Genomic DNA, 23,449 nt, shown 5'->3' with positions numbered 1-23,449 from the left:
CCGGCGGAACCTTTTCTCCCCTATCCTTTGCCGTGACTTTTCGCAATGCCCGTGACCAAAAAGCTTTGCCGCATGCCCCCGGCTTTAGCCGACTTTAGCCATGGGGAGGTTCGGCGAGGGACGAGGTGGACAGAAGGACGAGGTTGACAGAAGGACAAGTTTGTGGGTAAATATCAGTAGTGTTGACGTCTGAGGCGCGTCTTAAGGCTGCACCTTTTGCGTGCGCAGACGTTCCTTTACCTAAAAAGTTAACGGGAGAACCCATGGGATGAATCATCCGACAGATGACCAAGTACAGACTGAAATATCCAGGAACTACAGCCATTGGGCCACTCTGACCTTGGCCCTAGTGAGCGTCGGCTTCCTGGTTAGTTATCCTTTTCGGGCCGATTTCTGGGGCGGACTTATATCCACGGCCTGCCGCGCGGGGATGCTGGCAGGCCTCGCCGACTGGTTCGCGGTCACCGCTCTTTTTCGCCGCCCGCTCGGGATTCGCCCGGGCCGGGTTTTGCGCACCGAGATCATTCCCCGCAATCGTGAAAGGCTTTTTGAGGCCTTGGCGGATATGGTGGAAAATGATCTCCTAAGCAAAAAAGCCCTGAAAGAACGCCTCACCCATTACAACAGCGCCGCCTTTCTTCTCGATTATCTGTCTCAGCCCCAAATTCTGGCGGAATCGAGCAGCTTCCTCGCCGACCTGGCCCGGGACCTAACGGGTCAAACTGAGCCACAGGCCTTGATTAACTTTCTGGAAGGGTTAACATGTGAAGAGTTCCTCTTCGAAGACCTCACGCCGCTCTTAGTTGAGGCCCTGAACTTATCGGAAAAAAAAGGCTACGTTGGACTCATGGCAACATTCGCCAACCGTTCACTGCTTACCCTTGTCGACTCGCCCCAGTTGAAGCAAGCCTTGGCCCTGTGGTTACAGAAAGCCTACCAAACCTATGAAGCTGGAAATACCGCCCGCAAACTGGTTGACACTTTCCTCCCTTCAGCCGGAGAACTGGCGGCTGATATTCTCGAGCAACTGCGCCTTTTCCTCACGGGCCCCGAAGCGCAGGAACTCCTCATGTCTTGGGTGAGAGAATATGCCGGCGAACTGGTCAGTTCCCGGGCCGCCAGGATCAATTTGAGCCAAAGCCTCTTCGAGCTTGTGCGCCACATCATCGGGAATAAACTGCTCAGCTCCAACGGGACTCCCCCGCAACCGGACACTCCATTCGGGACCCAAGGGCCGGGAAATGACAAAGTGTCTTCCGCCAAAATCGCAACTTCCATGACGGACGGTGATACCCTCAAACTCTTGATCGAGGACATAATCCGGGAAATCGTCATCACCCGAAGAAACCCTGAGTGGGAGGCCAACCTCGACGGTTGGCTGAAAGATTCCCTCCTCCGCTTCATTGACACCCAGCATGCCATCATCGGCCGCATGGTGAGACAAAACCTGGAACCCCTGAGCAACGAACGGCTGGTGGAACTCATAGAATCCCGGGCGGGCAATGACCTGCAAATGATCCGGATCAATGGTTCCGTAGTCGGCAGTCTGGCCGGATCGCTCATCTATTTGGTCAACTTTCTAATCCAGCAAAAGTGGTGAACAAGATGAACTACCGCCATAAAGCCAATGTTACCCTTGCCGTCGTATTTTCCCTTTTTGTGCTCTCCACCGTTTTTAAACTCAACGAGCCCGGGCTCTTCTCCCTGCGGCTTTTAAATTTCGTACTCGAGGCTGCTCTGGTCGGCGGAATCGCCGATTGGTTCGCTGTGACGGCACTTTTTCAACGCCCTTTGGGCTGGCCTTTCCACACCGCTCTCATCCCCAGAAACCGGGATAAAGTCATTCTCTCGGTAAGCCAGATGGTCGAAAACGATCTGCTCAGCCTGGAACTCATACAAGAAAAACTTGCCCAAGTCTCTTTTACGGATGGGCTCAGAGCCTGGGTCGAACAAAATGGTGGCGTGGCCGCTCTGACCCGGCTTTTCTTCAATTATTTGGACGAAAGAAAGGATAAGATCCCCGCCCAGAGTGCTCCGTTTATCGCTGCCAAAATCAAGCAAGAAATCGGCAGCGCTTCTCTGGACCAGGGACTGCATAGACTGCGCCGGATATTCCCGACCGGCGCCGGCCTCGATTATGCTCTTGACCAACTGCATGGGATCGTGAACGGACCTCCGGTGAGAGAAAGTCTTTACCGGCTTCTTTTGGCCCAAAAAGAAGCCCGGGAGACCGATTCCCCCTTCAATCGCTACCTGCTCGGTTTCATTCAAAAAATCGACGGGCTCAACCTGAGGGAAGCCGCGACCGTCTTACAAAAACAGTTGGGTCTGGCCCTCCGGGAACTGCAAAACCCCAGCCATCCCTTGCGGCAGCGCATCCTTGAGCTCTTAGCCACTGAAGCGGATGATCAACCCCTGGACCAAACACTGGAACAGTGGAAAACGGAGGTGCTCTTACAGCTGCCTTGGGAGGACACCTTGTGCCGATTTTTGACCACGGTCCTCAGCCAGGTCATGGGCCCGCCCAAGGCGCCGACAGCCCCACCCGCGGCCCCGGAAACTTCAGCATCGACGGTTGCCGAAGACCCCGCGCCCCGGCCGAACCCGATACATACCGCGGAGAACCCTGCGCGGAGCATCACGGAGGGTAAGGTTATGCCGGAAAATGATTCCCTGCTTTTCACCTGGCTCAGTGAGGGAGCCAATCGACTGTGGCAGGACTTTCTCAAGGATCAGTCTTTACAAAACCGCCTGAATGCCTATATCCGTTCCGCCTTGGGCCGGCTGGCGGCCGCCGAGCACCGTCTGATCGGCAGTATCGCCAGGAACACACTTGAGTCCTTGAGCGAAACCGACCTGAATTCTTTCATTGAGGGCAAAGCCGGGGATGACCTGCAGTGGATCCGGATCAACGGCTCCCTTGTAGGTGGTTTTGCCGGTTTGTTCCTTTTTTTCTTTTTGGATCTAATCTATCAACCTTGGCTTCTGCCTCTCTTTCATCGCCTGTTCCTCCTTCTGAACCACTGATCGGGAGCCTGTGAGCGAAAGAAAATCCAAATGCATCTTTCGCGCCTCATACGCGCATACTAGCCGTATGAGAGCTCAAATGCGTACTCGCGTTTGGCAGCATTTGCTCGCTCAATCTTTTTGCGGAGGAGGGCTATCAGTGAAAGGTATACCCGAGTTTTTGGGGGAATCCTCCTTATTAGGTGTGGTTGTGGCCGGAACCGCCATCGTAGTTCTGGCTCCCGTCCTTAAAAACGTCGTTAAGGGAGTTGCGGTGACCACGGTCAAAGGAGCGATGTCCCTGGCACAAGGAGGCGCAGCCTTGGCCAATAATGTCAAAGAAGGATGGGACGATGTCGTCGCCAAAGCCCAAGAACAGAAGGGACTCTCCAGGCCGGACATGAATACAATCCTGGGCGCAGGTGCCGGCGGCGCGGTGGGAGCCACTATCGGCGGAATGGCCGGTCCCGTCGGCGCAGCCGTGGGCGGCGGCCTGGGAGGAGCGGCCGGCGCGAGTGCCGGCAAAACATCAGATAAGCAGCATGACACGGTACACCCGGCAAACCCTTGAAAGCCAGGATTCTCTTGACCGCAATTTCCCGTCATCTTAAGCGGAAAGCTGAGAGTACCGCAACCCTTGTGACTTCGCACAAAACTGTTGGGATTAAGTAAGAACAAGCTCCGGAGATGCCCCGGAGCTTGTTTGGGCTTGTTCACGGAGTAAGAGCCTGAACGGAATAACTTGTGTGTGTCATCCCGGCTGTCGCTTTTCTCGGACGCATTCAGGTCACTTCCCGGTGCAGACCGGAGAACTCGGCTCCGTTCATGAGTCCACCCATGCCGAAGAAACGTGCCTGACCTCCCCGGCCCCACCGAACGCTTCCTCCAGCCAAGTTTTACCGTAGGTGTTGGCGATAACGGCTATGATCCCGATATTCCCCAATATCGAAGCGCCTACAATCGTAAGAACGCCTGCGGCACCCAATCCCAAACCCACGACATTGAGTCCGAAAGCAATACTTAAATTTTGATTGATCCGCTCCTTCAGCCGTTGTCCAAGGTAAATCGCTTCCGCCACTCTTTGCGGTTCGCGCTGTGGGATCACGATCCCCGCCACCTTGGCGGCGGAATCCACTCCCATGCAACCGACGGCAATTCCCAACTCGGCTTCCGCCATGGCCAGAGCATCATCCAGCCCGTCTCCCGCCACCGCGACTTTGAACCCCTCTCCTTTGAGGGAGCGGACCACAGCGGCCTTGTCTTCCGGAGTCAATTCCCCATGGTATTCAGTGATTCCCAGCTCACTCGCTGCCCGTTTTGCCGCCTCCCTCGTATCCCTTGTCACCAGGACAATCTTCCTGATTCCGCCGGCGCGCAGGGCCGTGATCAGCTGGGCGCTTTGGGGCGAGATTTCCTCATGCACGCCCAGCAGGGCGCGAACTTGGCCGTTAACCGCTATGAAAACGGGATCAAGTCCCAAATGCTGATGGCGTCGAGCTTTGGCTTCAACCTCGGCCAGTTCCACTTTCTCCCTCTCCATAAAGCGGAAGTTCCCGATCAAGACTTCTTCGTCTTTGAAGCGGGCCTTGACCCCGAAACCGGAAATTTCCTCACTCTTCTCGGGTTCAGGCATGGGGGCAGCACGCAAGATCACGGCTTGGGCACGCAAAGCCCGGGCCACGGGATGGTCTGCCCTCCTTTCGGCCGCGGCTGCCAGACGAATGATCCCCGCTTTCGTATACTCTCTGCCAATCACCGTGATCTCGCGGATCTCCGCCTTTTCATCGGTGAGCGTCCCGGTTTTGTCAAGCACCAAGGCATTGATGTCGGCCGCCGCCAGTAAGTGCTTTTCATCTCTCACATATATTCCGCGATCCAGAGCCCGGCCGACCGCCACTCCGGCCGCCGTAGGCAGGGCTAAACCCGCCGCCGCGGGAGCTCCGGAAAAGAGGACGGCCAAGGTCCGTTTGGTATCCCGAGTGAGAAGGAGAATACCCCCGGCCAGTAGGAGCGAGAACAGGACCATTCGGTCCATGCGCTCTCGGTACTCCCGGTCTGCCAACCCTTTGCGCCGTGCCGCAGAGCGGATCATAGCCCTGATCCGCGTCGACCGCCCGGTCCGCTCCACCCGGATCCGCAGATTTCCTTGCAGCAGCTCCGATCCCGCGAGCACTGGGTATTCCGGCCCTTTCCAAACGGGCCGGGGAATACCGGTTAATTGGCTCTCCCCTACGTCTGCCTCTCCGCCCACGACCCGGCCGTCCACAGGGACAGTCTCACCCTGATGCACCGCAATCAGGTCACCCGCAGCCAGGCTTCCGGTCGGCACCGGTACTTCGCCCCCTGCGGCGATCAACCAGGACTTTTGCGGCAAGATTCCCACCTGACGGATAATCTGCCGGGCCTTGGCCTGGTCTATCCCCATGGAAAGCTTGGAAAGGTGCACAAGCAAAGTCAAAAGCAGACCCCCGACACTTTCCTGAAGCACAAGCAAAGTGAATGAGAGCGCATTAATAATCGCATCATAAGGCAAGCGTTTTGCTTGTTGCGGATGTTTTAACCCCCAGAGGAAAAGCGGATAGGCCGCAATCAAACCTACGACAGTGGCTCCGTCCGCGACCGCCTCCGAACCCGCCAGGGGCGAGCGGCCGATAACTTGACGCTTAAGCAAAAGCGTCCCGAGGGCAAACCCGGTGAAAACCGTCTTTAATGAACGCCGGGTCACACTGGGACTTGTCAAGACTCCCCTGAGGTCCAGTCTTTCCGGCAGCCCCGTCTCGGGAGCCTTTACCCCTTCCGGAGCACGCTCCCGCCCCGCTCTCTCTTCGTCCGCCAGACGCCGTTCCCAGCCGCTGCGCCGCTTTCGCTCACCGTGCCGGTCACCGCCCCGCCGGCCCGGCTCAAGCATTCTGTGTTCTCTTGGAGCGGATGATGTCCGGACCGCTTCCCGAACGCCGCGGTCTGTTTCTTGCTCGGGTCCGGAAAATCGCCCCTTCCTTGTTTCTTCGACACTCAGAATTACCCCCGGCTCATCCCAGTACTGCGGACTATACTCAACCAAAACAGTCCCCGTATGGACATTGACCCGAGCCGCCGAAATTCCCGGAGAACCTGCGAAATGACTGGCGATCGCCTCCGCCAACACGGGATCTCCTCTCAAGCCGGGCACTCTGAGCCGGATTCTCCCGGGAAGGGAGTGAACCGTTTTATTTCTCCGAGTCGCCATACGCACCCCCAAGATCGGAATTTTCAACTGTGCTTGATTGTTCGCGGTCAATTCGTTGGACGCGTCGGAAATTGACGGGTCAGAAAACGGATAGGATATTTTCCGTCCTTAACAGATTCTCCAGTCACAGACGAGAATATGTAAATCGCCGTGCGGAAGGTTCTGCCAACTCCGGAATAAAAATAACTGCCCGACAGGCAGTCATTCCCTCTCCATCCGGATCATTTCCGTCAGGATCATTTCCCCTTATCACCGGCTTATGTCGCACAGGCCTATCTGGTATAACAGGCTCCGGGTCTTTGTGGCAGGCTGTCGCCGTTTTGCCGAAAATCGTATCATTAGGCTTCTTGGGCCAGTGACTCGGATTCGTATGCAGACAGAGTTGCCTCCAGAACTTCCGTTTTGGCCACAAATCTGCGCTCAATAACTCTGTCATGCAGGGAATAAAGGATCTGGGCCGCCCGGCGGCTCGCCTCGCGTTTCAGTCGTTCTTCCAGGGCCAAGAGAGCACCCTCTCGACGCCGTTCCATCCCCCTGGTCAATTCTTCTTTCTCCCGCCGCGAATCGACACCCAAGGAGGCGACCATTTTTTCCCCCGCCCCCGCCTGTTCGGCCAGTGCCGCCAACAGGGGATTGGGAATCAGGCGATGTGCCGCTTCTCCCCACACTCTGCGGCTCCAATATTCCGCCTGCCCCGCCCAAAAAACACTTCCCTCTTTTTCCGCCAGCCAGCCCCGGACAAGGATTGACACATCCCGAAGAAAATCTTCCACCGTCTGTTCTTGCCAGAGATCCGATGCAAAGTGCTCCTGTGCCAGGAGGCTCATGGCTTGTTCCCCGTCCAAACCGAAACGCTGCCCGATCCGTTCCAGCAAACCCGCCTGCAAGGTCTGACGCAAATGTGCCAATTCTTCCGTCAAGGCGGTAAGATCGAAACGGAATCCCGTAGCTTCGTGCCTGCTATAGGCCTTAAACCATCGCCCAATCTCATCTGTTAAGAAACAAAGCGTTTCGTCGACCGCCTCGGCAGTCTCCCATTCCGCCCGCTGACGGCGGATTTCGTGCGCATAAAGAAGAATTTCTTTTTTGAATATCTCTTCTCTAAACATCTTTTCACCCCGGCACCAGATTTCTAACAGTATTTTAAATCAATCCGGAACCGGCGTTGTTAATTCTATGTAAAACTTAGGTCAACAAGTGAGATTTTCACCCGATCAATTTTTTCCAGCCAGCTTTAGTCTGGATTACGTCCGGTGGTGCACCGATTACGTGTGGTTTTGCATAGGGTTACGTTCGGAGATTCCCTGAGGACTTCGCTCCGGAAAGAGAGCCGAGCCCGCGCCCTGCCCCAGGGCTTGGCCCAGGCGGTCCCCCACAATTCCTCCCAGAATCGTTCCGATGACGGCTCCGGCCCCCGGCACAATGGCCGAGCCAAGGCAGGCCCCATACTCAAACCCTGCCATTAAACCTAAGGCTGAAGTCAGGTCAGAAGTCGTGTGTACGGCATATTCCCTGTCATCCAGACGGCCGGACCGATGTGCCCCGGCATCCCGCCACAGAGCGAAACCCGCGGAAATGACCCCGGCCCACAATGTCCCCTTACTCAGCACAGTCGATTTCCCCTTTCACTTCCAACTAACGGCGCAAACGCGGAAAAGAGATCAAGTTGAAAAGATTCACCTCGTATTGCTTTCCTTTTTCCCGCACACTGCCCAAAAAGTCCCCCAAGAAAAGTTCCCACGCTCGGGCAAGCTCCTTCTGCGCAGCCGGTTGCCGGACGATCGTCCGCACGCTTTGCTCAATCGCTTGCTCCAGATGCGAAAGCGCTTCTTTTAAATGCTCCTCGATACCCGGCAGCTCTTCCACAGCATCCCTTCTCTCAACTTTATTTTGTACTCAGTTCAAACCGCGATGCTTCACCGGGCGCCAATCTCCCGATCCATTTCCTTTTTCAGACGTTCAAATTGCGCTTCGGCTACGATATCCTCTACTTCTTCCTTGGCCAGTTCGAAGGTCGTCCTGGCCGTACCGACCACCCCGACCGCCCCCCGCAGACCCAGAAGGACGAGCGGTTTGAGGGCATCCCTAAGTACCGGGAACAGGGCGGGGGCTACCAGGACCAGGGCTGTCCCCGTAATCAAATCCGTTTTATCCAGCTCTTTCAACACAGCAGAAGACCCCCTTTGATCCAACCGTGAGACTCGATGTTCAGCTTAAGCCGAACGAGTTCACTTCCTTCACACTTATACCCTCCTCTAAATCTCGTTTACACTTACCTTCCTTTAAATTTCTGTCGCACTTCCGCCTCCCTCAAACTCTGTCCCGCACCTTGCTCCTCCTTCTCTGGATTCACCCATGGGCTTACTTTCCGGCCATCAAGGTGGGAATCCCGCCCTTCAAATCTCCTCTCCCGACTTTAGGCAGCACACGGAGCTCACCCCCGGCTTGGCCGCCGGACGGCTCCTCTTCCGCTCTGGCCATGAGACTGAGAAACGGCTGGGCCAAGAGGGATACGGTTCCCGCCAAGAGGAAAATCAGGAACCAGTGCCGGATCTGCAAGGGGGCGGTGTGGAAGAAACCGGCCACAGGCGGGATATAAATGGTGCCAACCAAAGCCAAGAAGGAAGCGGCCAAGCTCCCGACCAAATAACGGTCCTTGACCGACTCCCGCACCCCGCCGGAGGAACCCTCCTGATGCCAGGAAAAGGTCTGGCCCAACTGTCCCAATACTAAAGTGGTGAAGGCCACAGTCTGGGCAACGGCCAACGGTGCCCCGGCGCTCAGAGTCAGCCCGAACAGGCCCAGAGCACCGGCCCCCAGGAGGAGCCCCCGCGTTACGACTTTGCGGTAGAGATTCCTGTCGACAATATCCTGGCGTTTTGTGTACTGCTTCGTATTCCCGGGGTTCACCGCCAGAATCATGGCGGGAATCGCGTCGGTGAGGAGATTCATGAGCAAAATCTGAATCGGTACCAGAGGCATGGGCAAGCCAGCGATGACCGCCGTGGCCGTGACCAGAATCTCTGCCAAGTTCCCGGTCAGCAGACAGCCAATGGCTCTGCGCATGTTGGCAATAATCGTTCGTCCTTCTTTCACTCCTTCCAAAATGGCGCCGAAGTGATCTTTCTTTAGCACCATGTCAGCCGTAGCCTTGGTAACTTCCGTCCCCGTACCGCCCATGGCGATGCCGGTATTGGACTGTTTGATGGCAGGAGTATCATTCACTCCGTCTCCCGTCATGGCCACAATGTGACCCGCTTTCTGATAAGCTTTCACGATCCTTAGCTTATGTTCGGGAGTTACCCGGGCAAAGATGTCCACCTGTTCCACCGCTTTGGCCAGGTCCCGCTCGGACAGTCCATCCAGTTCCTGACCGGTCATGACCCGGCTGCCGTCCGCGCCCAGGCCCAATTCCCTGGCGATAGCCAAGGCGGTCACCGGGTGGTCCCCCGTAATCATCACGGGTTTAACTCCGAGAGCATAAGCCTCGCGAATGCTCGCCTCCACTTCCGGCTTGGCAGGGTCCATCATGCCAACCAATCCGACATAGATCAGCTCGTCGTCGAGCGCGGGGCCGGGCTCTGGCGTGTCCACCCAGTCCGTGGGGCAGTAGGCGAAGCCCAAAACCCGCAGGGCATCACTGGCCAGCTTTTCATTCTGCCTGTAAATGAGTTCTTTTTTGGCTTCGGTCATGGGGTAGATGACCCCATCCTCTTGGTAATGACTGCAACGTTGGAGCACGGTCTCCACAGAACCTTTGCAGAACACAAAACAATCCGTGTCCTGACGCGTGTCCCGGCAGACTACACTCATGGTACCCGACTTGGAATCAAACGGTACCTCGTGAACCCGGTGCCAGTGTTCCATGGTTTCCACGCGCACCCCCGCTTTGGCGGCCAGGGTGAGCAGTGCCCCTTCCGTCGGATCCCCTCTGACGACCCATCTGTCCGCTTCCCGTTCCAACCGGCTGTTATTGCAAAGCAAGGCAATGGTAGTCAGGCGTTCAAGATCCGGACTGCGTGACTGGGTCGGCTCCGACAGAGGCAAGCGCACGATCTCTCCGCTCGGCTCATACCCTTCTCCGGTCACTTTCCAAGTACGGTTAGCCGTCACGATGCGGGTAACCGTCATTTCATTCTTGGTCAGGGTTCCCGTCTTATCGGTGCAGATGACCGTGGTCCTGCCCAGCGTCTCCAGAGCGGAGAGTTTGCGGATGAGGGCATGATGCTTGGCCATCCGGTAAATTCCGGCACTGAGCGCAATGGTGATGGTCACCGGCAGCCCTTCCGGAACAGCCGAAGCGGCCAGGGTAATCGAAGTCGTAATCATCTCTGTCAGGGGCCTCCCCCGCAGGAGCCCCACCACAAAGACCAGTGTACCGGCTAGGGCGGCTCCCTTGACAAACATTTTACTAATACCCGTCACTTTTTCGTGCAAAGGAGTGCTCACGACATCCTGGTTTTTCATCAAAGACATAAGATGTCCGATTTCTGTTTGCATTCCCGTTCCGACGACTACTCCGCTTCCCTTGCCCCGCGTGACGTCCGTACCCATGAATAACATGTTCGTCTGTTCCGCCAGCGGACAATCATTCGAAAGGCCTTGGGGGTTCTTGCCCACCGGCAAAGATTCCCCCGAAAGTGCCGATTCATTGACTTCCAAATTCCAGGACTGAAGAAGACGCAAATCAGCGGGCACCCGGTCACCGGCTTCCAACCTAACGACATCCCCGGGCACTAATTCGGTGCCTACGACTTCCACCTCCTGCCCCTCGCGCACAACCCGGCAGGAAGGGGGCTGAAATTGGTTGAGCGCCTCGATAACGCGCTCCGCCTTACGCTCCTGCAGGGTGCCAATGGCTGCGTTGGCCAGCAGAATTGCCCCCATAGCCAAACCGTCGAAGACGGCCCCCGTAATCAGAGCCATGACCGATGTCCCCAAAACGATCAGGGTGGTGAACTCGGTAAACTGGGCCAGATAGGATACGAGCCACGGTCTGGGTTTCTTAGGCTCCAGGTGATTCAGCCCGTACTGCTTACGCAGCACTTCCACCTGTTGGGGAGACAGACCTCGGTCTTCGGCGACCGCAAAACGGTGCAAGACTTCATCCGTACTCAGGCAATACCAGCGCTCCGCCGTGTCTGACGGTCCGGTCATGTCCGACGCTCCTGCCGTGGGCGGCGCTCCGGCCCTGTCCGGCTGTCCAGCCGCACCTAACACTCCGGCCGCGTGTGGCGATCCTGCCGCGCCCGGCGGCCCGGCAGCGTCTGACAGTACGGCCGTGCCTGACGGTCCGTTCTTGCCTGACGACCCAGCCGCACCGGAAAGTACGGCCCCATCTAACGCTTGGGCCGTGTTCGGCGTCCCCAGTCGGCCCGCCGGTCCCCCGGAAGTCCCGCTCACCCAGCCCGACGGCTCCGCCTGACTCTTGGGCAGCCGGGCCGCTTCGGACTCTTCCACATCTCTCAGCGGGACGCTCTCTCCACTCACAATTTGGCCGGCGCGCTTACTTTCGGCCATAAGGGCCAGTGTCAACGCATCTGTCACAAGCTTGGCCATCGGTGCCGTTATTACGCCTAAAGCTGCCAAACCCATCCCCGCATAATTCCAGAACTTAGCCACGCGAAAATGCCGAGCGATAACTGGTTTCATGGACCTGGCGCAGGCTAGAGAACGGTTAAGGGCCGTAATTTTCTCCGGCGCTGCCAAGGGCACCCCCGCCAAGAACCCTTCCTCGTCCCGCCCGACGAAGAGCACTTCTTCACCCCGTTCGCGCGCGACTGCCAACATCTCCCAATTATCAGAGGTTGTGCCGGACAGAATTTCGTCGATTCCGCACTCTCTCAACTCCCCTATACTGAGACCCGAAGTGTTATTTAGAACCCCGGTCTTGATCCCTATACTCCGCCAGTACTTTAACCCTTGGGCAAGTTCCGTCGGAGTTCCGCCTTTGTACCTCATTAAAACGCCAAGATACCTAAAATCCCTGGCCAGGCATAAGGTTTGATGCCCTGCGCGTTGAAGCCTTCGAATCTCCACCAGGTGGGAATCACAATCCACCCCATTTTCCAGCAAGTATTCCAGGCTGCCAAGGAGGACTTCAGATCCCCGAATTGTTCCTTTCACTCCGTTTACCCCGCGTTCGACCTTGAAAGCGGTCCGGAGCGTGCCTCCGGACCCGGCTGCCTTGGTTAAAACCTTCTCCAGCCAGGGATGCTGCACCCGCTTCATTAAGGATGCCGCCAAACGCCACACCTCGTCCTCATTTTCCGGATCAGCCGAACAGCGTATTTCTTCCTCGCTGCCTTGCCGCAGGAGTGCGCTGTCTGTCAGCACAACTTGTTTAACCTGAGCAAGCCGCGCCAGTGAAATGTGCTCCGGAATAAAGCAACCTTTTTCTTCGGCCGCCCACTGCGCCTGTTCCCAGGCATAGCGGGCGGGAACCGTGGCCACCCGCGGACTCCCCGCAAGCAGTACACCCAACCCTCGTGACGGTTGTCCGCTCAACACCACGGCCCCAGCGGCCAGGGCAAGATGAGGTTTTCCGACCCGGCTGGCGTAAGCTTTTTCCGGGCTGTTCTGCCACTCCTCCGGGAACCCGGCTCTTCCGCTTTGCTCAATTTGCCGGTGGAGGTACTGGATGAGCGCGATCCCCGCCAGAACCACAAGATTTTCCCGTACCAAGGCTAAACCAAGAGTCACCGCTCCCAGCATAGCCTCGCCGCGCCAACCTTCTGCCCCAGACAGGGGCGTACGGAACCATGGACCTCGGCCCGAAGCGTCGTGCCGGCCCTTTCCGGGAAGGGACGGTAAATCTTCCACCTGCCTGCGCGCCGGCGGATAGTCGCGCAAAACAGCCACCAAAGCCGCCAAGCAGAACAAAGCGGGGGCCTCGGCCCAAGCGGATTTGCCCATAAACACCCGCTTTACAGCCAGAATCCCCAACCCGGCGGCGGAGAGCACCAGGGCGGGATAACGGCCGACCCCCGTAAAGCCGCCCCAAGCCGGTCCCATCCCGCCCCGGTCTGCGACTGCCGGCCCCGCGGCGGCAGCCGCTTGATCCCAAGGAGCCCCTATGACCCTCTTCTCTCGGTGAGCCGCCCGCTCCGGGCCGTCGTCCCGCCGGATTTCCGAGGGTGCCGTCTCCAGCTTCTCGATCCTGGCCAGAAGATCACCGAGACCGATCTCTTGCTCATTGAAAAGAATAAGCATCCGGCCCGTATGGGCACTGGGGGAAATCTCCTCAACCCCAGGGCAAATACTGAGGGTTGCCCGCAAGAGCCGAACCATAGCCAAATTGCCTTTCAGCCCTTGTACGCTGAGGCGAATTCTCCCCGGTAAGGCCCGAATAAATCTTCCTTCTTCTTTTGCTCCGGCCTGACGGCCCATACCCATAAATTCCTCCCGCATCCTGCAGACCACTCCATCCCGCTTGATCTTAGCTTCCGCAGACTTATGCTCTCAGATTAGGACCCGGGAAGATCCGCTCTCCTGACCCGAACCCGGACCGGCCGCTGGAACCGGCATCGACCCCCATCTCCCATGAAGGCAGCGCACGCTGACAAGCACGGTTGTTGTAAGGGTAACAGACTTTAGTATTCGCCGGTCCGTCTGGAAATATGAGAAGTTGAGGCAAAAAAAACATGCATAACCTGAGCCCGGCGGGAAACACTATGTCTTTAGCGAACAACATCATAACTTTTTGAGGGAGGGAAAACTATGCTGGATTTTATCCGAAAGTCTCCGCTGGGATTTATTCTGACCGCAACCGCCTTGGTGCTGGTAGCGTCTCCCAAAGCCCGGGAAGCAGCCCGGAACTGGCTGGTGAAGGGGACTGCGACCATCCTCGATCTGGTCGATGAAAGCAAAGCCCCCGCGACCACCCGCGCCGCCGGGCAAACCAATGTGTACGAGATGGGAGCCTACCCATCCAAGGCAGAGCCCACCGCTGCTCAGGCTTCGCCCAACCCCGTCCATCCGGCGCCTTCGCGGCCCGACCCGGGTAATATCTCTCCGTCCTGAATACACACCTCAACTAACGGCCAATAGAACGAACGATTAACAGAACTAACGACCAACAGAACGTGCCTTAAAATACATTTTCACTCATCAAAAAGACATCGCCCGCGATGAGCGATGTCTTTGTCTTGTGACGCCAAAGCAAAGAAAACGGCACCGCAAGCCGGTGCCTCAAAACCAGGAGGAGCAGTTCAAACTCCTCTATATGTGAAACAGGGGGAGAACATGTTTTACTTTACCACACTTATCTTAAGAAAAAGTGAACAAGGCGTAAAAGTAATGCAAAGTTTTTGTGAAAACTTTTTTACTTCTTCTTCATCGCGCTGATTGGCAAAAAACCTGCCTTCGCCACATTGCGGTTCTGGAAATCGGAGCTCATCATATAGTCAAGAAAAGCTTTGACATTCCCGGTGGGTTCACCTTTTGTATACATATGCTCAAACGCATAGATCGGATACTGCCCGTTCTCCACGGTTGAGGCACTGTAGGCGACACCGTTGTATTTGAGGGCTTTCACTTTACCGGTCAGGTAGGCCGCATCAATGTAGCCGATAGCTCCAGGAGTTTGCGCGACACTCTCAATCAAATTTCCGGTAGAATCCTGGGAAGCCGCCGCAGGGGTAAAATCTTTTCCGTCCAGAACAACCTTGCTGATCGTGGCGCGGGATCCAGACGACTTGGCCCGCCCGATAATGGAGATTTTCTCGTTCTTGCCCCCAACCTGTCGCCAATTAGTTACCTTGCCGGTGAAGATGTCTTGCAATTGAGCTTGGCTGAGATTGTCAACCGGAACGTCGTTGTTGACAATGATGAGGAACGGGGCGACGGCCACTTGGTGGTCCACCAGATCCTTCCCTTTCAACTCCGGAGTCACGAAGACATCGGAGTTGCCAATATCGATAGCGCCGCTCGCCACATTGTTGAGACCGGTAAAAGAGCCACCCCCGCTCACTGTAACCTGAACCCCGCTGTTTTTCTGCATAAATTCATCCGCGGCAATCTTGACCAACGGCTCCAGTGCTGTCGAGCCGGCTGTGTTCACCGTCTTTTTCCCGCCCGCCGCAGACCCGCCGCCGGCTTGACCCGCCGCCCCGCTTTGACCACATCCGCTCAGAGCTAGGGCTGCCGCCAGAGCCACACTCAGAAGGGCAATCTTGGACTTCTTGCTAACCATTGTCTTAATTTCCCCTTTCAAAATCCTTCACCACCAAATTCTAGAGGAAAAATGTCAACGAACTGTTAAGCCGATGTAAAGCCTGTGTTAACTTCGGAACGTCAACCCCAAGTATATCCGCGACACCGGCCCAAGGTCCATCCGCTGTCAACAGCTAAAGAAACCGAGCCCAGTGAACTCGTTCAACTAAAGATGAAAATGGACAGCGGCACTCGCGGACAATAAGATGAACAATACCGAGTCAAAAGGCCAAGGGGCTGGCTTCCCAACACGGGAGCCAGCCCCTTCCTCTGATGCCGCTGCTTCTTTTCCTCAAAAGCCTTTAATATTCACCATTGGCAATTTGGCGGCTGGTTTCGGCAATTTCTTCCGTGCGATAGCCGGAACGCATGCCCCAGGCAAAAGCCCCCAGACTGACGATGGCAAAAATGATCGTATCCCAAGGGGCCCCGACCCAGTTCTTGCCGCCAAAAGACTTGCTGCCCACATACGACCAGACGATAATGAACAGAAGATAAACTGCCAGCCAGAGCCCGGCACGGAGATGGCGGGCCCGGAAGTTACCTTTGCTGTAGTAATAAAAATAGATCAAGAGGCCGACCACAACCGCTCCCAGTGCATAGCCGGTATTGGGCCATCCGGTCCAGTAGACGATAAGGCCAGCCACAATAAACGCCAGGGGAGATACGACGGACAGACCCCCTATCTTCACCGGGCGCTCAATTTCCGGGGCCGTCCGCCGCAGCACGCTGGCTGCCACCGGACCCAGGAGGTAGCTAATTACGCCGGTAACCGAAACAAATGATATAATCTTGCTCCAGGAGGAAAATGGCAGTAAAGTTAAGATACCGATAATCATGTTGAAGATGAGGGCATTGATCGGCACCCTCCATTTCGGATGGAGCTTGAGAAAGGCCTTAGGCAGATAACCGTTCTCAGCCATGGCCAAAAGACCCCGGGCTGTCGAGGCTGTGTAAACCAAACCCGTGCCTGCCGGGGAAACCATGGCATCCGCTTGTAAAATGATCGCCAGCCAGCCCAGGTTGACGGCTACCGCCAGTTCGGCAAAGGGGGCGTCCAGATTCAGTGAATGCCAGCCTTTGGCCAACATGGCCGGAGAAAGCGCCCCGACAAAAGCAATCTCCAACAAGACATAGATAGCGACACAGATAAGTACCGTCAAGATGACGGCCAAAGGAAGGTCCCGTTTCGGGTTGCGCGCTTCGCCGGCCAATTCGACGGCTTGGCGGAAACCCTGCAGGGAAAAGATAATCCCGGAACTTCCTATGGCCATTAGGGTGGCGGAAAAGCCGTCGGGGAAAAAGCCGCCATGGGCGACAAAATTTCCGCCGTGAAAGCCGAAAACCATGATCAAGATAGCCGTAGCCACGGGAATGACAAACTTGATCCAGGTAACCGTGGTGTTGACCTTGGCAAAAAGTTTTACCCCGAAATAGTTAAGGACAAAGAAAAGCACCGTCAAGAGAATGGAAACGATAAGACCGCTCAGAGTCAAAAGCCCGGTTTTATCGTTGTAAAGGATGTGGGCAAAATTGTTGGCATATTGGGTAATGGCTTCGGCCTCCGCCGGCGGAGTGGCCACCCAACTCAGCCAACCGCCCCAGCCAATGATAAAGCTGACCAAACTGCCGTGGGAATACTGGGGGTAACGGACGGTTCCTCCCGCTTCCGGAAGGGCCCCGGCTAATTCGGCATAGACCAGAGCGACCAAGATAATGGCGATACCACCGATGAGCCAGGACACGATGGCTGAGGGCCCGGCGACGGACGCGGCGACTTGGGAGGCCAACAGCCAGCCCGAGCCAATGATGCCTCCGACACCGACGAAAGTAAGATCCAATAAAGAGAGGTCCCGTTTCAGTCCAACCGGTTTCATGATGTGACCACCTTCCTCAAGCTATTATTTCCCCTGGACTGCCATTCATCTTTAGTTGAACGAGTTCACTTTGTGCATGTTTTAGCGGGTCAGTTGCTTTCAAGATTTCTGCAATTTTGACAACTTCGGTCTCATCACCTCCTTCTCGAAGAAAGACACCCTGTGTCTTCCGTTCCGCCTGGGCGAGGGACTTTGGGGTCAATAGGTCAGAGCCTAAGCGCAATCCCTTGAAACCGGGTGTCGGAAAGGCACCGCGCCACGCGTCTGGACTTTTTTCGGTGCAATCTATGTGCCACAAAGGCCTCTTCCCCATTATCAAGATTCAATTTTAACATAAATTTCGCGCCGGGGACAGGCATCTTTTGCCAGCCTCCCTATTCAGGCGGGCGGCGGGCCAACCGACAATGTTTTCGGACACTCCTCATGCCTTCCGGACCCCGCTTGGGCGTTTTGGAGGCTGGGTGCCATAACGCAAGATATTTTGCGCATCCGGGACTCCCCGCCTGTACCCACTGCCAACAAATTTGCTTTGGGATCCCTATGCAAAACTCTTTGCCAAAGCAGAATGGACCAAAGAAGAGATCAAGATAAGGAGTGAAACCCATGAGCCTGGCATTTCAGCGGGAAACGCGCCAATCCGTTTTCCGGGACCCTCGCCGCGATTTTCAGACAAGCAAAGCGGAGTTTGAAATCCGCTTCGACCCCATCACCGAAGAACTGACACGCATCTTCCCCCTGCACAATTTTCGGCTCCAACGCCGGGATTGGGCTCCTCTGGCAACCTTGACCCAAGAAAAAGGCTGTCCTTTTTGTCCGGACGCGCTCAAAAAAGCTACCCCCCTATTCCCGGAAGCCATGATTCCCACGGGGCGACTTACCCATGGCGGAGCCACCGTAATACCGAACCTTTCGCCTTATGCCCCCTATTCCGGTGTCGTCATCATGTGCCGAGAGCACTACCTGCCTCTGGCTCAATTCCCCGCGGGGGTAATGGAAGACGGATTCAGCGCCGCTCTCGCTTTTCTGGAGCAGGCTCAAGCCTACGACTCCGCGAATGCCCGCTACTCGACCATTGGCTGGAACTACATGCCCTTTGCCGGAGGGTCTGTCATCCATCCTCATCTTCAGGCTCTGGCCGGACCGGAACCCAGCAACAGGCATAAACTGTCAATGGAGCGTTCACACTCTTATTACCTGGAGACGGGCAACAACGCCTGGGAAAACCTCATCGACCAGGAAAAAGTAAAAGGAGACCGCTACCTCTGGCAAGAAGGATCCCTTCACTGGCTGGCGTCTTTCGCTCCGCGCGGCCTGGGGGACCTCACCCTGGTATTCGAGGGAAAATCAACCTTGCGGGATCTCGCACCTGAAGACATCCATTATTTGGCTCGGGGCCTGCAAAGGGTCTTTCGCTTCTATGATTCACTCAACCTGCCCAGTTTCAATCTGGCCCTCTTCCCCGCGCCGGAGAAGCAACCGGGCTATTGGTTGAACGCCCGCCTGACCGGTCGTTTCACTGTTTTTGACTGGACCAGTGACATTAATTCCCTCCAACTGCTCCTCGGCGACTTCTATTCTTTCCTGCCGCCGGAGAACATCCGCGCCAAAATCTGAACCCCGGTCAAACCCCGAGTTTAAAGCCCGGAGAAACCGTCTTTTTCCTGTGGAAGCGCTCCGCAGGATAATCTGAACCACGGGAGTTCGTGCCTTTCTCATAGTGACAGTAAAAACTGTTGGCCAGACTGGCGTGAATAGTGCCGCCCCGTATAGAATCTTCTTTTCCCTCCCAAGCTAAATCTGGCCACGGCACTTCGGCCAAAAGAGCAGCAGGAAGGAAGGTGAAAAGCCTGGTTTCCCGGCAGGTTCAGCGGAGAAACGTCATGGGAACCATCCGGAACATGGACTAGAACCTATGGTCCGACCCTTGAATCCCGTGACACTGCCGACCGTTTGTCGGACGGGTGAAAGGCCTGCTTGCAGTTGGTGGCAGGTTTAGAAACCAGGATCGTAAGATGAGTGAGCGGAGTATCTTGGCTTATTTCAAAACACCCCATCAGGCGGAGCGGGCAGCCGACCAACTCAAAAGCCTGGGGATAACGGATGTGCGGGTCGACCGTTTCAGCGCCTTTCCGGGAGGAAGCGCGGATGAGCTCATGAACCCCTTGACCGGAAACATCAACAGTCAGGCAGAAATGACCTTGGGAACGATAACCAGCCATGAAGCCGGCGTGTTGGCCTCCGCCGATGTGGGAGCCAGCGGCATGAGCGATGGGGGAGCGGATACGAGCAGCGGCAGAAATATAGTTCTTGCCGCCGTCCTCGACGAAGACCTGTTTGAACAGGCCCGTGACCTTGTTCACGGCCAGGGAGGCCTGGTCTGAGCCGGATACACGCTTGAGCGACGGCCTCAAAGTCTTCCGGCTCGATGACCTGCCCAGGCGCATGCCCAGCCCTTCAAAGTTATGAACCGCCTTCTCCGTGCCGGCAAAAAAGTCCACCAAAATCCCGGAAAAATTGCCCGCAGACCACCAAAGAACCCAAGCATTGATATGTCCGGCCTGCGGGCCGCCGCCTGCCCGGCTGCCCATCCGGGCAGGTACGGGAAAACACACTGGCGCAAAAATTGAGAGGAGAAACTCCATGAGTCAGAAAGCGCAGAACGATTCATTCAAGGATTCATTCTATGAAGGAGTTATTTACCGTCCGCCCAGCGAAGCTTCCAGCCTTATCCTGCAAGTCACGGTAGGCTGCCGCCATAATCAGTGCACATTCTGCGGTATGTATAAGGGAAAATCTTTTCGCATCAAATCTGAAGAAGAAATCCGCCGCCTGATTGAAATGGGGCAGGCGCAGTACCCTTTGGCCGATCGGATCTTCTTGGCGGACGGAGATGCTTTGACCTTGGATACGGAACTCCAGCTTTCCATCCTTGGTCAACTTTATCGGAAATTTCCGCGTTTGAAACGTGTGGGAATCTACGGCGGGCCCAAAGATATCTTGGCCAAATCCCCGCAAGAACTTGACGCGCTTAAGAGGGGGGGTTTAGGCATCGTTTATCTTGGCGTTGAAAGCGGAAGCCCCGTCATACTGCGACAGGTGAAAAAAGGAGTCACACTCCAGGAAATGGCTCTGGCCGGACAACGAATTGTCGCCGCCGGCCTCAAACTATCCTGCACGGTGATCTTGGGTTTGGGGGGAAAAGAACTTTCCCGGGAACATGCCCTCGGCACGGCCCAAATCCTCAGTGCTATTGATCCGCACTATCTTGGAGCCTTAACCCTTATGCCGGAACCTGGGGCTCCCCTCTACCGCCGGGTAAAAAGCGGGGAGTTTAAGCAACTGACTGCCTGGGAAACCCTCCATGAGCTCTATGAAATGATCGAGCCTCTGGAAGTTACAGATTGTCTTTTTCGCAGCAATCATGCCTCAAATTATCTATCCCTCAAGGCTCATCTTCCTCAGGAAAAACAGCAATTGCTGCAAACTTTAGCCCGGATTATCGGCCAAGCCCAAAGCCATCTTTTGAGACCCGAAGACTGGCGGGGGCTTTAGACATGACTCGGTGATGACCCTTCACGACAAATTCACAACTCTTTCATGCCCCTATCGTAAGTCCAATTTATACTTTAGCCATGAAGAACGCCGAAACCTGTACGTCTTTAACTACAGGCATAGGCAAGAGTCCGAATGGGCAGAAGGAGGAAATGATTATCATGAAAAAAATTTGGATCGCGGGCTTGTCTCTGGCCGGAATTCTGGCGGTCTCGGGAACCGCCGCGGCACTTACTTCAGGACATACTGCCGGGCCAAGCGGCCTTCACACTTCCAGCTTTACACCTGCTTCGGCGGCTACGTCGCGTTACTCCTCGTCAGGCGGTGCTTCCCGGAGCATCGTTCCCGCAGTGGCTGCGGGGGCCGACACCCCGACCGCCGCGGCTGCAGCCGCTCAGTCCACCGCTGTCACTCAATCCCCTTCATCGGCCGCTGCCTTGCCCCCAGGAAAATCAACTCCCCCGGTCCCAGAAAATTCCGGCGTGGCACCCACTCCCCCATCTGTTCCCTCGGCCGGCAATCAGTATCCCTACGGTCCGGGCATGATGGGGGGATATGGTTCCGCCAATGGTTCCTGGGGCTACGGCATGATGGGCGGATACCGCGCTTCCGGTTCCGCCGACGGTTCTTGGGGTTACGGCATGATGGGAGGTTTATTTCACGGCGCCAATTACAGCTCGGCTTTCACGGATCAAACCGACGCAACCAATGATATCAAAGCCTCTTTAGTCAACGCAACTGTCGACAAGAGCGCAAATACGATAACCTATGCCGGCTCCAGTGTGAAGATCGTTATGCTGGGCGGACCGCAAAATGCCGACGGGAAGTTCGTCATCGACGGCTTGATCAACCCAACTTTAAACATCCCCGAAGGAGCCAATGTGACCTTGGAATTTATCAACCAAGATTCAGGCATGCCCCACGGCGTTGAAATCACCACGGCTACTCCTCCCTACGCCTATATGTCCATGATGCAGGGAGGCATTTACCCCGGTGCCTTTATTCAGCCGCTGCCGCCGGCCACGGCTGCTAAGTATCCGGCTGTTACGACCTCTTTCAACGCAAAACAAGCAGGCACTTTTTACTATATCTGCCAGTTCCCCGGCCATGCGGAAAAGGGGATGTACGGAAAAATCGTCATACACTAAGTGCCGCCGGTGAACCCGTTTACACTCAACCCGCTTGGCAGAAATCCCCGGGATATATCCCGGGGATTTCTGCCGCTTCCCCTTTGCATCTTTATATCCTCTTCATATACTTGCCGCCAAACTTCCATCTACATACCGGGCAAGCGGGGAATCTTATCCATCTTGGAGAGCTTATAATACACGCCCCAGCTCTTTTTAAGCCAATGCCCGAAGAACGGCATGAGAATCATCTTCTCGTGCCGGGCATCACGCTCGACATAGGCGGCCCCGTTGCCGCTGTCCATGACGCATAGGATGCCGACATGCTCCTCATAGCCCAGGAAATTTTGCCCGCCCGACTCGCGGACCGCGATATTGTGGGCAACATTGCGAGCCATCACTTCGGCCAGGTGACCCTGTTTAGCCTTCCATTCGGGTCCCCTCATAGCGGCTGAGTCACCTATCGCGTAGATGTGGTCAAAACCCGGGACTTGACAATAGTCGTCGATTTCAATAAATCCAGCTGTTGATAAAGGAAGACCCGAATCCCGGAGAACTTTCTGACCCGCCCCTGCCGGGATGAACATCGTCAAGTCACTTGCCAGGACGGAGCCATCTTCAAAGACGACCCCATCGGGCTCAAACCGCACAATTTTCCGGCCAAAACGCGTACTGATGCCCAGTGTCTCGAACATCTGCCCCATTTTTTTCACTGCTTTTGTACCCATTCTGGCGCCCGGACTTTCCATCGGCGCGAAAAACGTCAGGTCAAAACTTTGGCGCAATCTTCTGCGGCGCAAAAAATGATCGATATTGAACATGACTTCAAAAGCCGGACCACCCCGAACAGCAGATTGATCTTGGGGATTGCCGCCGAACCCGATGGCAATTTGGCCCTGTCCGCGCTGAACCAACGTTTCCAAACGTTCATGGAGCATGGCCGCTTCCCCGGGCTCGCCGCAAATGGACAAGGTGTGTGCCGCCCCCTGTGGTTTGAGTTTGCTCGCACCGAGCGCAACCACCAAATAATCGAATTCTCTGTAATCTCCCCAAGTTTTGAGGACAACGGTCCCTTCCGCGGCCCTTATACTTACCACTTCATCCACAATCACCCGGAAACCATGTTTCCCCGCCAGTTTCGCCAGCGGCACACTGACATCTTGGAGAGTCTTTTCTCCAGTGGGCACCCAGATGGAAATCGGGTAAATATAAACATAATCTCGATTAGAAATCACGGTCACTTCGAAGTTTTTCTTTCTTAAGTGAATCGCCGCTTCGACCCCGGCTATCCCCCCGCCCAGCACGGTTACCTTCTTCATATAGCTCTCTCCGTTTCTTGTTTTATGGTGGCATTTGCCTTAACGATCCCTCTCTATAGCCTCTCTGTGGTGGCCTCTCTATGATCTTTTCCAGCATCTTTTGTATAATATCTTTTGATAATGCGGCTG

Annotated in this window: 17 protein-coding genes; 8 read left to right on the top strand and 9 right to left on the bottom strand. The window is 55.8% G+C overall.

Features of this window, described 5'->3' with window-relative positions; all coding sequences use genetic code 11:
• The first annotated feature begins 268 nt into the window (after positions 1-268).
• The 3 genes from MNU25_RS05410 (at position 269) to MNU25_RS05400 (ending at position 3,577) form a co-directional block, all read left to right on the top strand.
• Positions 269-1,600 carry a DUF445 domain-containing protein gene (locus MNU25_RS05410; RefSeq protein ID WP_240984137.1) on the top strand — a complete coding sequence of 444 codons (1,332 nt, stop codon included), beginning with the start codon at positions 269-271 and terminating at the stop codon, positions 1,598-1,600.
• 5 nt (positions 1,601-1,605) lie between these two features.
• On the top strand, positions 1,606-3,027 hold the full coding sequence (locus MNU25_RS05405) for a DUF445 domain-containing protein (RefSeq protein WP_240984136.1): 1,422 nt from the start codon (positions 1,606-1,608) through the stop codon (positions 3,025-3,027).
• A gap of 139 nt (positions 3,028-3,166) precedes the next feature.
• Positions 3,167-3,577, top strand: coding sequence for a glycine zipper domain-containing protein (locus MNU25_RS05400; protein WP_240984135.1), 411 nt, complete (start codon positions 3,167-3,169; stop codon positions 3,575-3,577).
• A gap of 252 nt (positions 3,578-3,829) precedes the next feature.
• On the opposite strand, the gene MNU25_RS05395 is transcribed toward MNU25_RS05400, so the two are convergent.
• The 6 genes from MNU25_RS05395 to MNU25_RS05370 all read right to left on the bottom strand — a co-directional run bounded on the left by MNU25_RS05395 (position 3,830) and on the right by MNU25_RS05370 (position 13,642).
• On the bottom strand, positions 3,830-6,232 hold the full coding sequence (locus tag MNU25_RS05395; RefSeq protein ID WP_261486333.1) for a heavy metal translocating P-type ATPase: 2,403 nt from the start codon (positions 6,230-6,232) through the stop codon (positions 3,830-3,832).
• A gap of 338 nt (positions 6,233-6,570) precedes the next feature.
• The gene (locus tag MNU25_RS05390; RefSeq protein ID WP_240984133.1) at positions 6,571-7,341 is read right to left on the bottom strand and encodes a hypothetical protein; all 771 of its coding nucleotides are present in this window, start codon (positions 7,339-7,341) and stop codon (positions 6,571-6,573) included.
• Positions 7,342-7,497: 156 nt separating this feature from the next.
• Positions 7,498-7,842 carry a hypothetical protein gene (locus tag MNU25_RS05385; RefSeq protein WP_240984132.1) on the bottom strand — a complete coding sequence of 115 codons (345 nt, stop codon included), beginning with the start codon at positions 7,840-7,842 and terminating at the stop codon, positions 7,498-7,500.
• 25 nt (positions 7,843-7,867) lie between these two features.
• Positions 7,868-8,098, bottom strand: coding sequence for a hypothetical protein (locus MNU25_RS05380; RefSeq protein WP_240984131.1), 231 nt, complete (start codon positions 8,096-8,098; stop codon positions 7,868-7,870).
• A 50-nt stretch (positions 8,099-8,148) separates the two neighbouring features.
• Complete coding sequence (locus tag MNU25_RS05375) at positions 8,149-8,400, bottom strand: DUF5132 domain-containing protein (RefSeq protein ID WP_240984130.1); 252 nt, start codon at positions 8,398-8,400, stop codon at positions 8,149-8,151.
• Between the two features lie 193 nt (positions 8,401-8,593).
• Positions 8,594-13,642: an HAD-IC family P-type ATPase gene (locus MNU25_RS05370; protein ID WP_240984129.1), complete on the bottom strand. Its 5,049-nt coding sequence runs from the start codon at positions 13,640-13,642 to the stop codon at positions 8,594-8,596.
• A gap of 309 nt (positions 13,643-13,951) precedes the next feature.
• On the opposite strand from MNU25_RS05370, the gene MNU25_RS05365 reads away from it, so the two are divergent.
• Positions 13,952-14,254, top strand: coding sequence for a hypothetical protein (locus tag MNU25_RS05365; protein WP_240984128.1), 303 nt, complete (start codon positions 13,952-13,954; stop codon positions 14,252-14,254).
• A 301-nt stretch (positions 14,255-14,555) separates the two neighbouring features.
• On the opposite strand, the gene MNU25_RS05360 is transcribed toward MNU25_RS05365, so the two are convergent.
• Both MNU25_RS05360 and MNU25_RS05355 read right to left on the bottom strand, forming a co-directional pair.
• Positions 14,556-15,425, bottom strand: a complete 870-nt coding sequence (locus tag MNU25_RS05360; RefSeq protein ID WP_240984127.1) for a phosphate ABC transporter substrate-binding protein — start codon at positions 15,423-15,425, stop codon at positions 14,556-14,558.
• A gap of 322 nt (positions 15,426-15,747) precedes the next feature.
• Positions 15,748-17,322: an APC family permease gene (locus tag MNU25_RS05355; RefSeq protein WP_240984126.1), complete on the bottom strand. Its 1,575-nt coding sequence runs from the start codon at positions 17,320-17,322 to the stop codon at positions 15,748-15,750.
• Positions 17,323-17,925: 603 nt separating this feature from the next.
• Here MNU25_RS05355 and MNU25_RS05350 point away from each other — a divergent pair.
• The 4 genes from MNU25_RS05350 to MNU25_RS05335 all read left to right on the top strand — a co-directional run bounded on the left by MNU25_RS05350 (position 17,926) and on the right by MNU25_RS05335 (position 22,022).
• Complete coding sequence (locus MNU25_RS05350; RefSeq protein ID WP_240984125.1) at positions 17,926-18,936, top strand: hypothetical protein; 1,011 nt, start codon at positions 17,926-17,928, stop codon at positions 18,934-18,936.
• A gap of 398 nt (positions 18,937-19,334) precedes the next feature.
• Positions 19,335-19,703, top strand: coding sequence for a hypothetical protein (locus MNU25_RS05345; RefSeq protein WP_240984124.1), 369 nt, complete (start codon positions 19,335-19,337; stop codon positions 19,701-19,703).
• A 259-nt stretch (positions 19,704-19,962) separates the two neighbouring features.
• On the top strand, positions 19,963-20,874 hold the full coding sequence (locus tag MNU25_RS05340) for a B12-binding domain-containing radical SAM protein (protein WP_240984123.1): 912 nt from the start codon (positions 19,963-19,965) through the stop codon (positions 20,872-20,874).
• Between the two features lie 161 nt (positions 20,875-21,035).
• Entirely contained in the window at positions 21,036-22,022 is a 987-nt protein-coding gene (locus MNU25_RS05335) for a cupredoxin domain-containing protein (protein WP_240984122.1), read from the top strand.
• Positions 22,023-22,150: 128 nt separating this feature from the next.
• Here MNU25_RS05335 and MNU25_RS05330 read toward each other — a convergent pair whose 3' ends face one another.
• Complete coding sequence (locus tag MNU25_RS05330; RefSeq protein ID WP_240984121.1) at positions 22,151-23,320, bottom strand: NAD(P)/FAD-dependent oxidoreductase; 1,170 nt, start codon at positions 23,318-23,320, stop codon at positions 22,151-22,153.
• Positions 23,321-23,449: the final 129 nt, after the last annotated feature.

The sequence above is a fragment of the Acididesulfobacillus acetoxydans genome, from assembly GCF_902729405.1.
Taxonomy (GTDB): Bacteria; Bacillota; Desulfitobacteriia; order Desulfitobacteriales; family Desulfitobacteriaceae; genus Acididesulfobacillus; species Acididesulfobacillus acetoxydans.
This window is presented reverse-complemented; position numbering and strand designations above follow the sequence as displayed.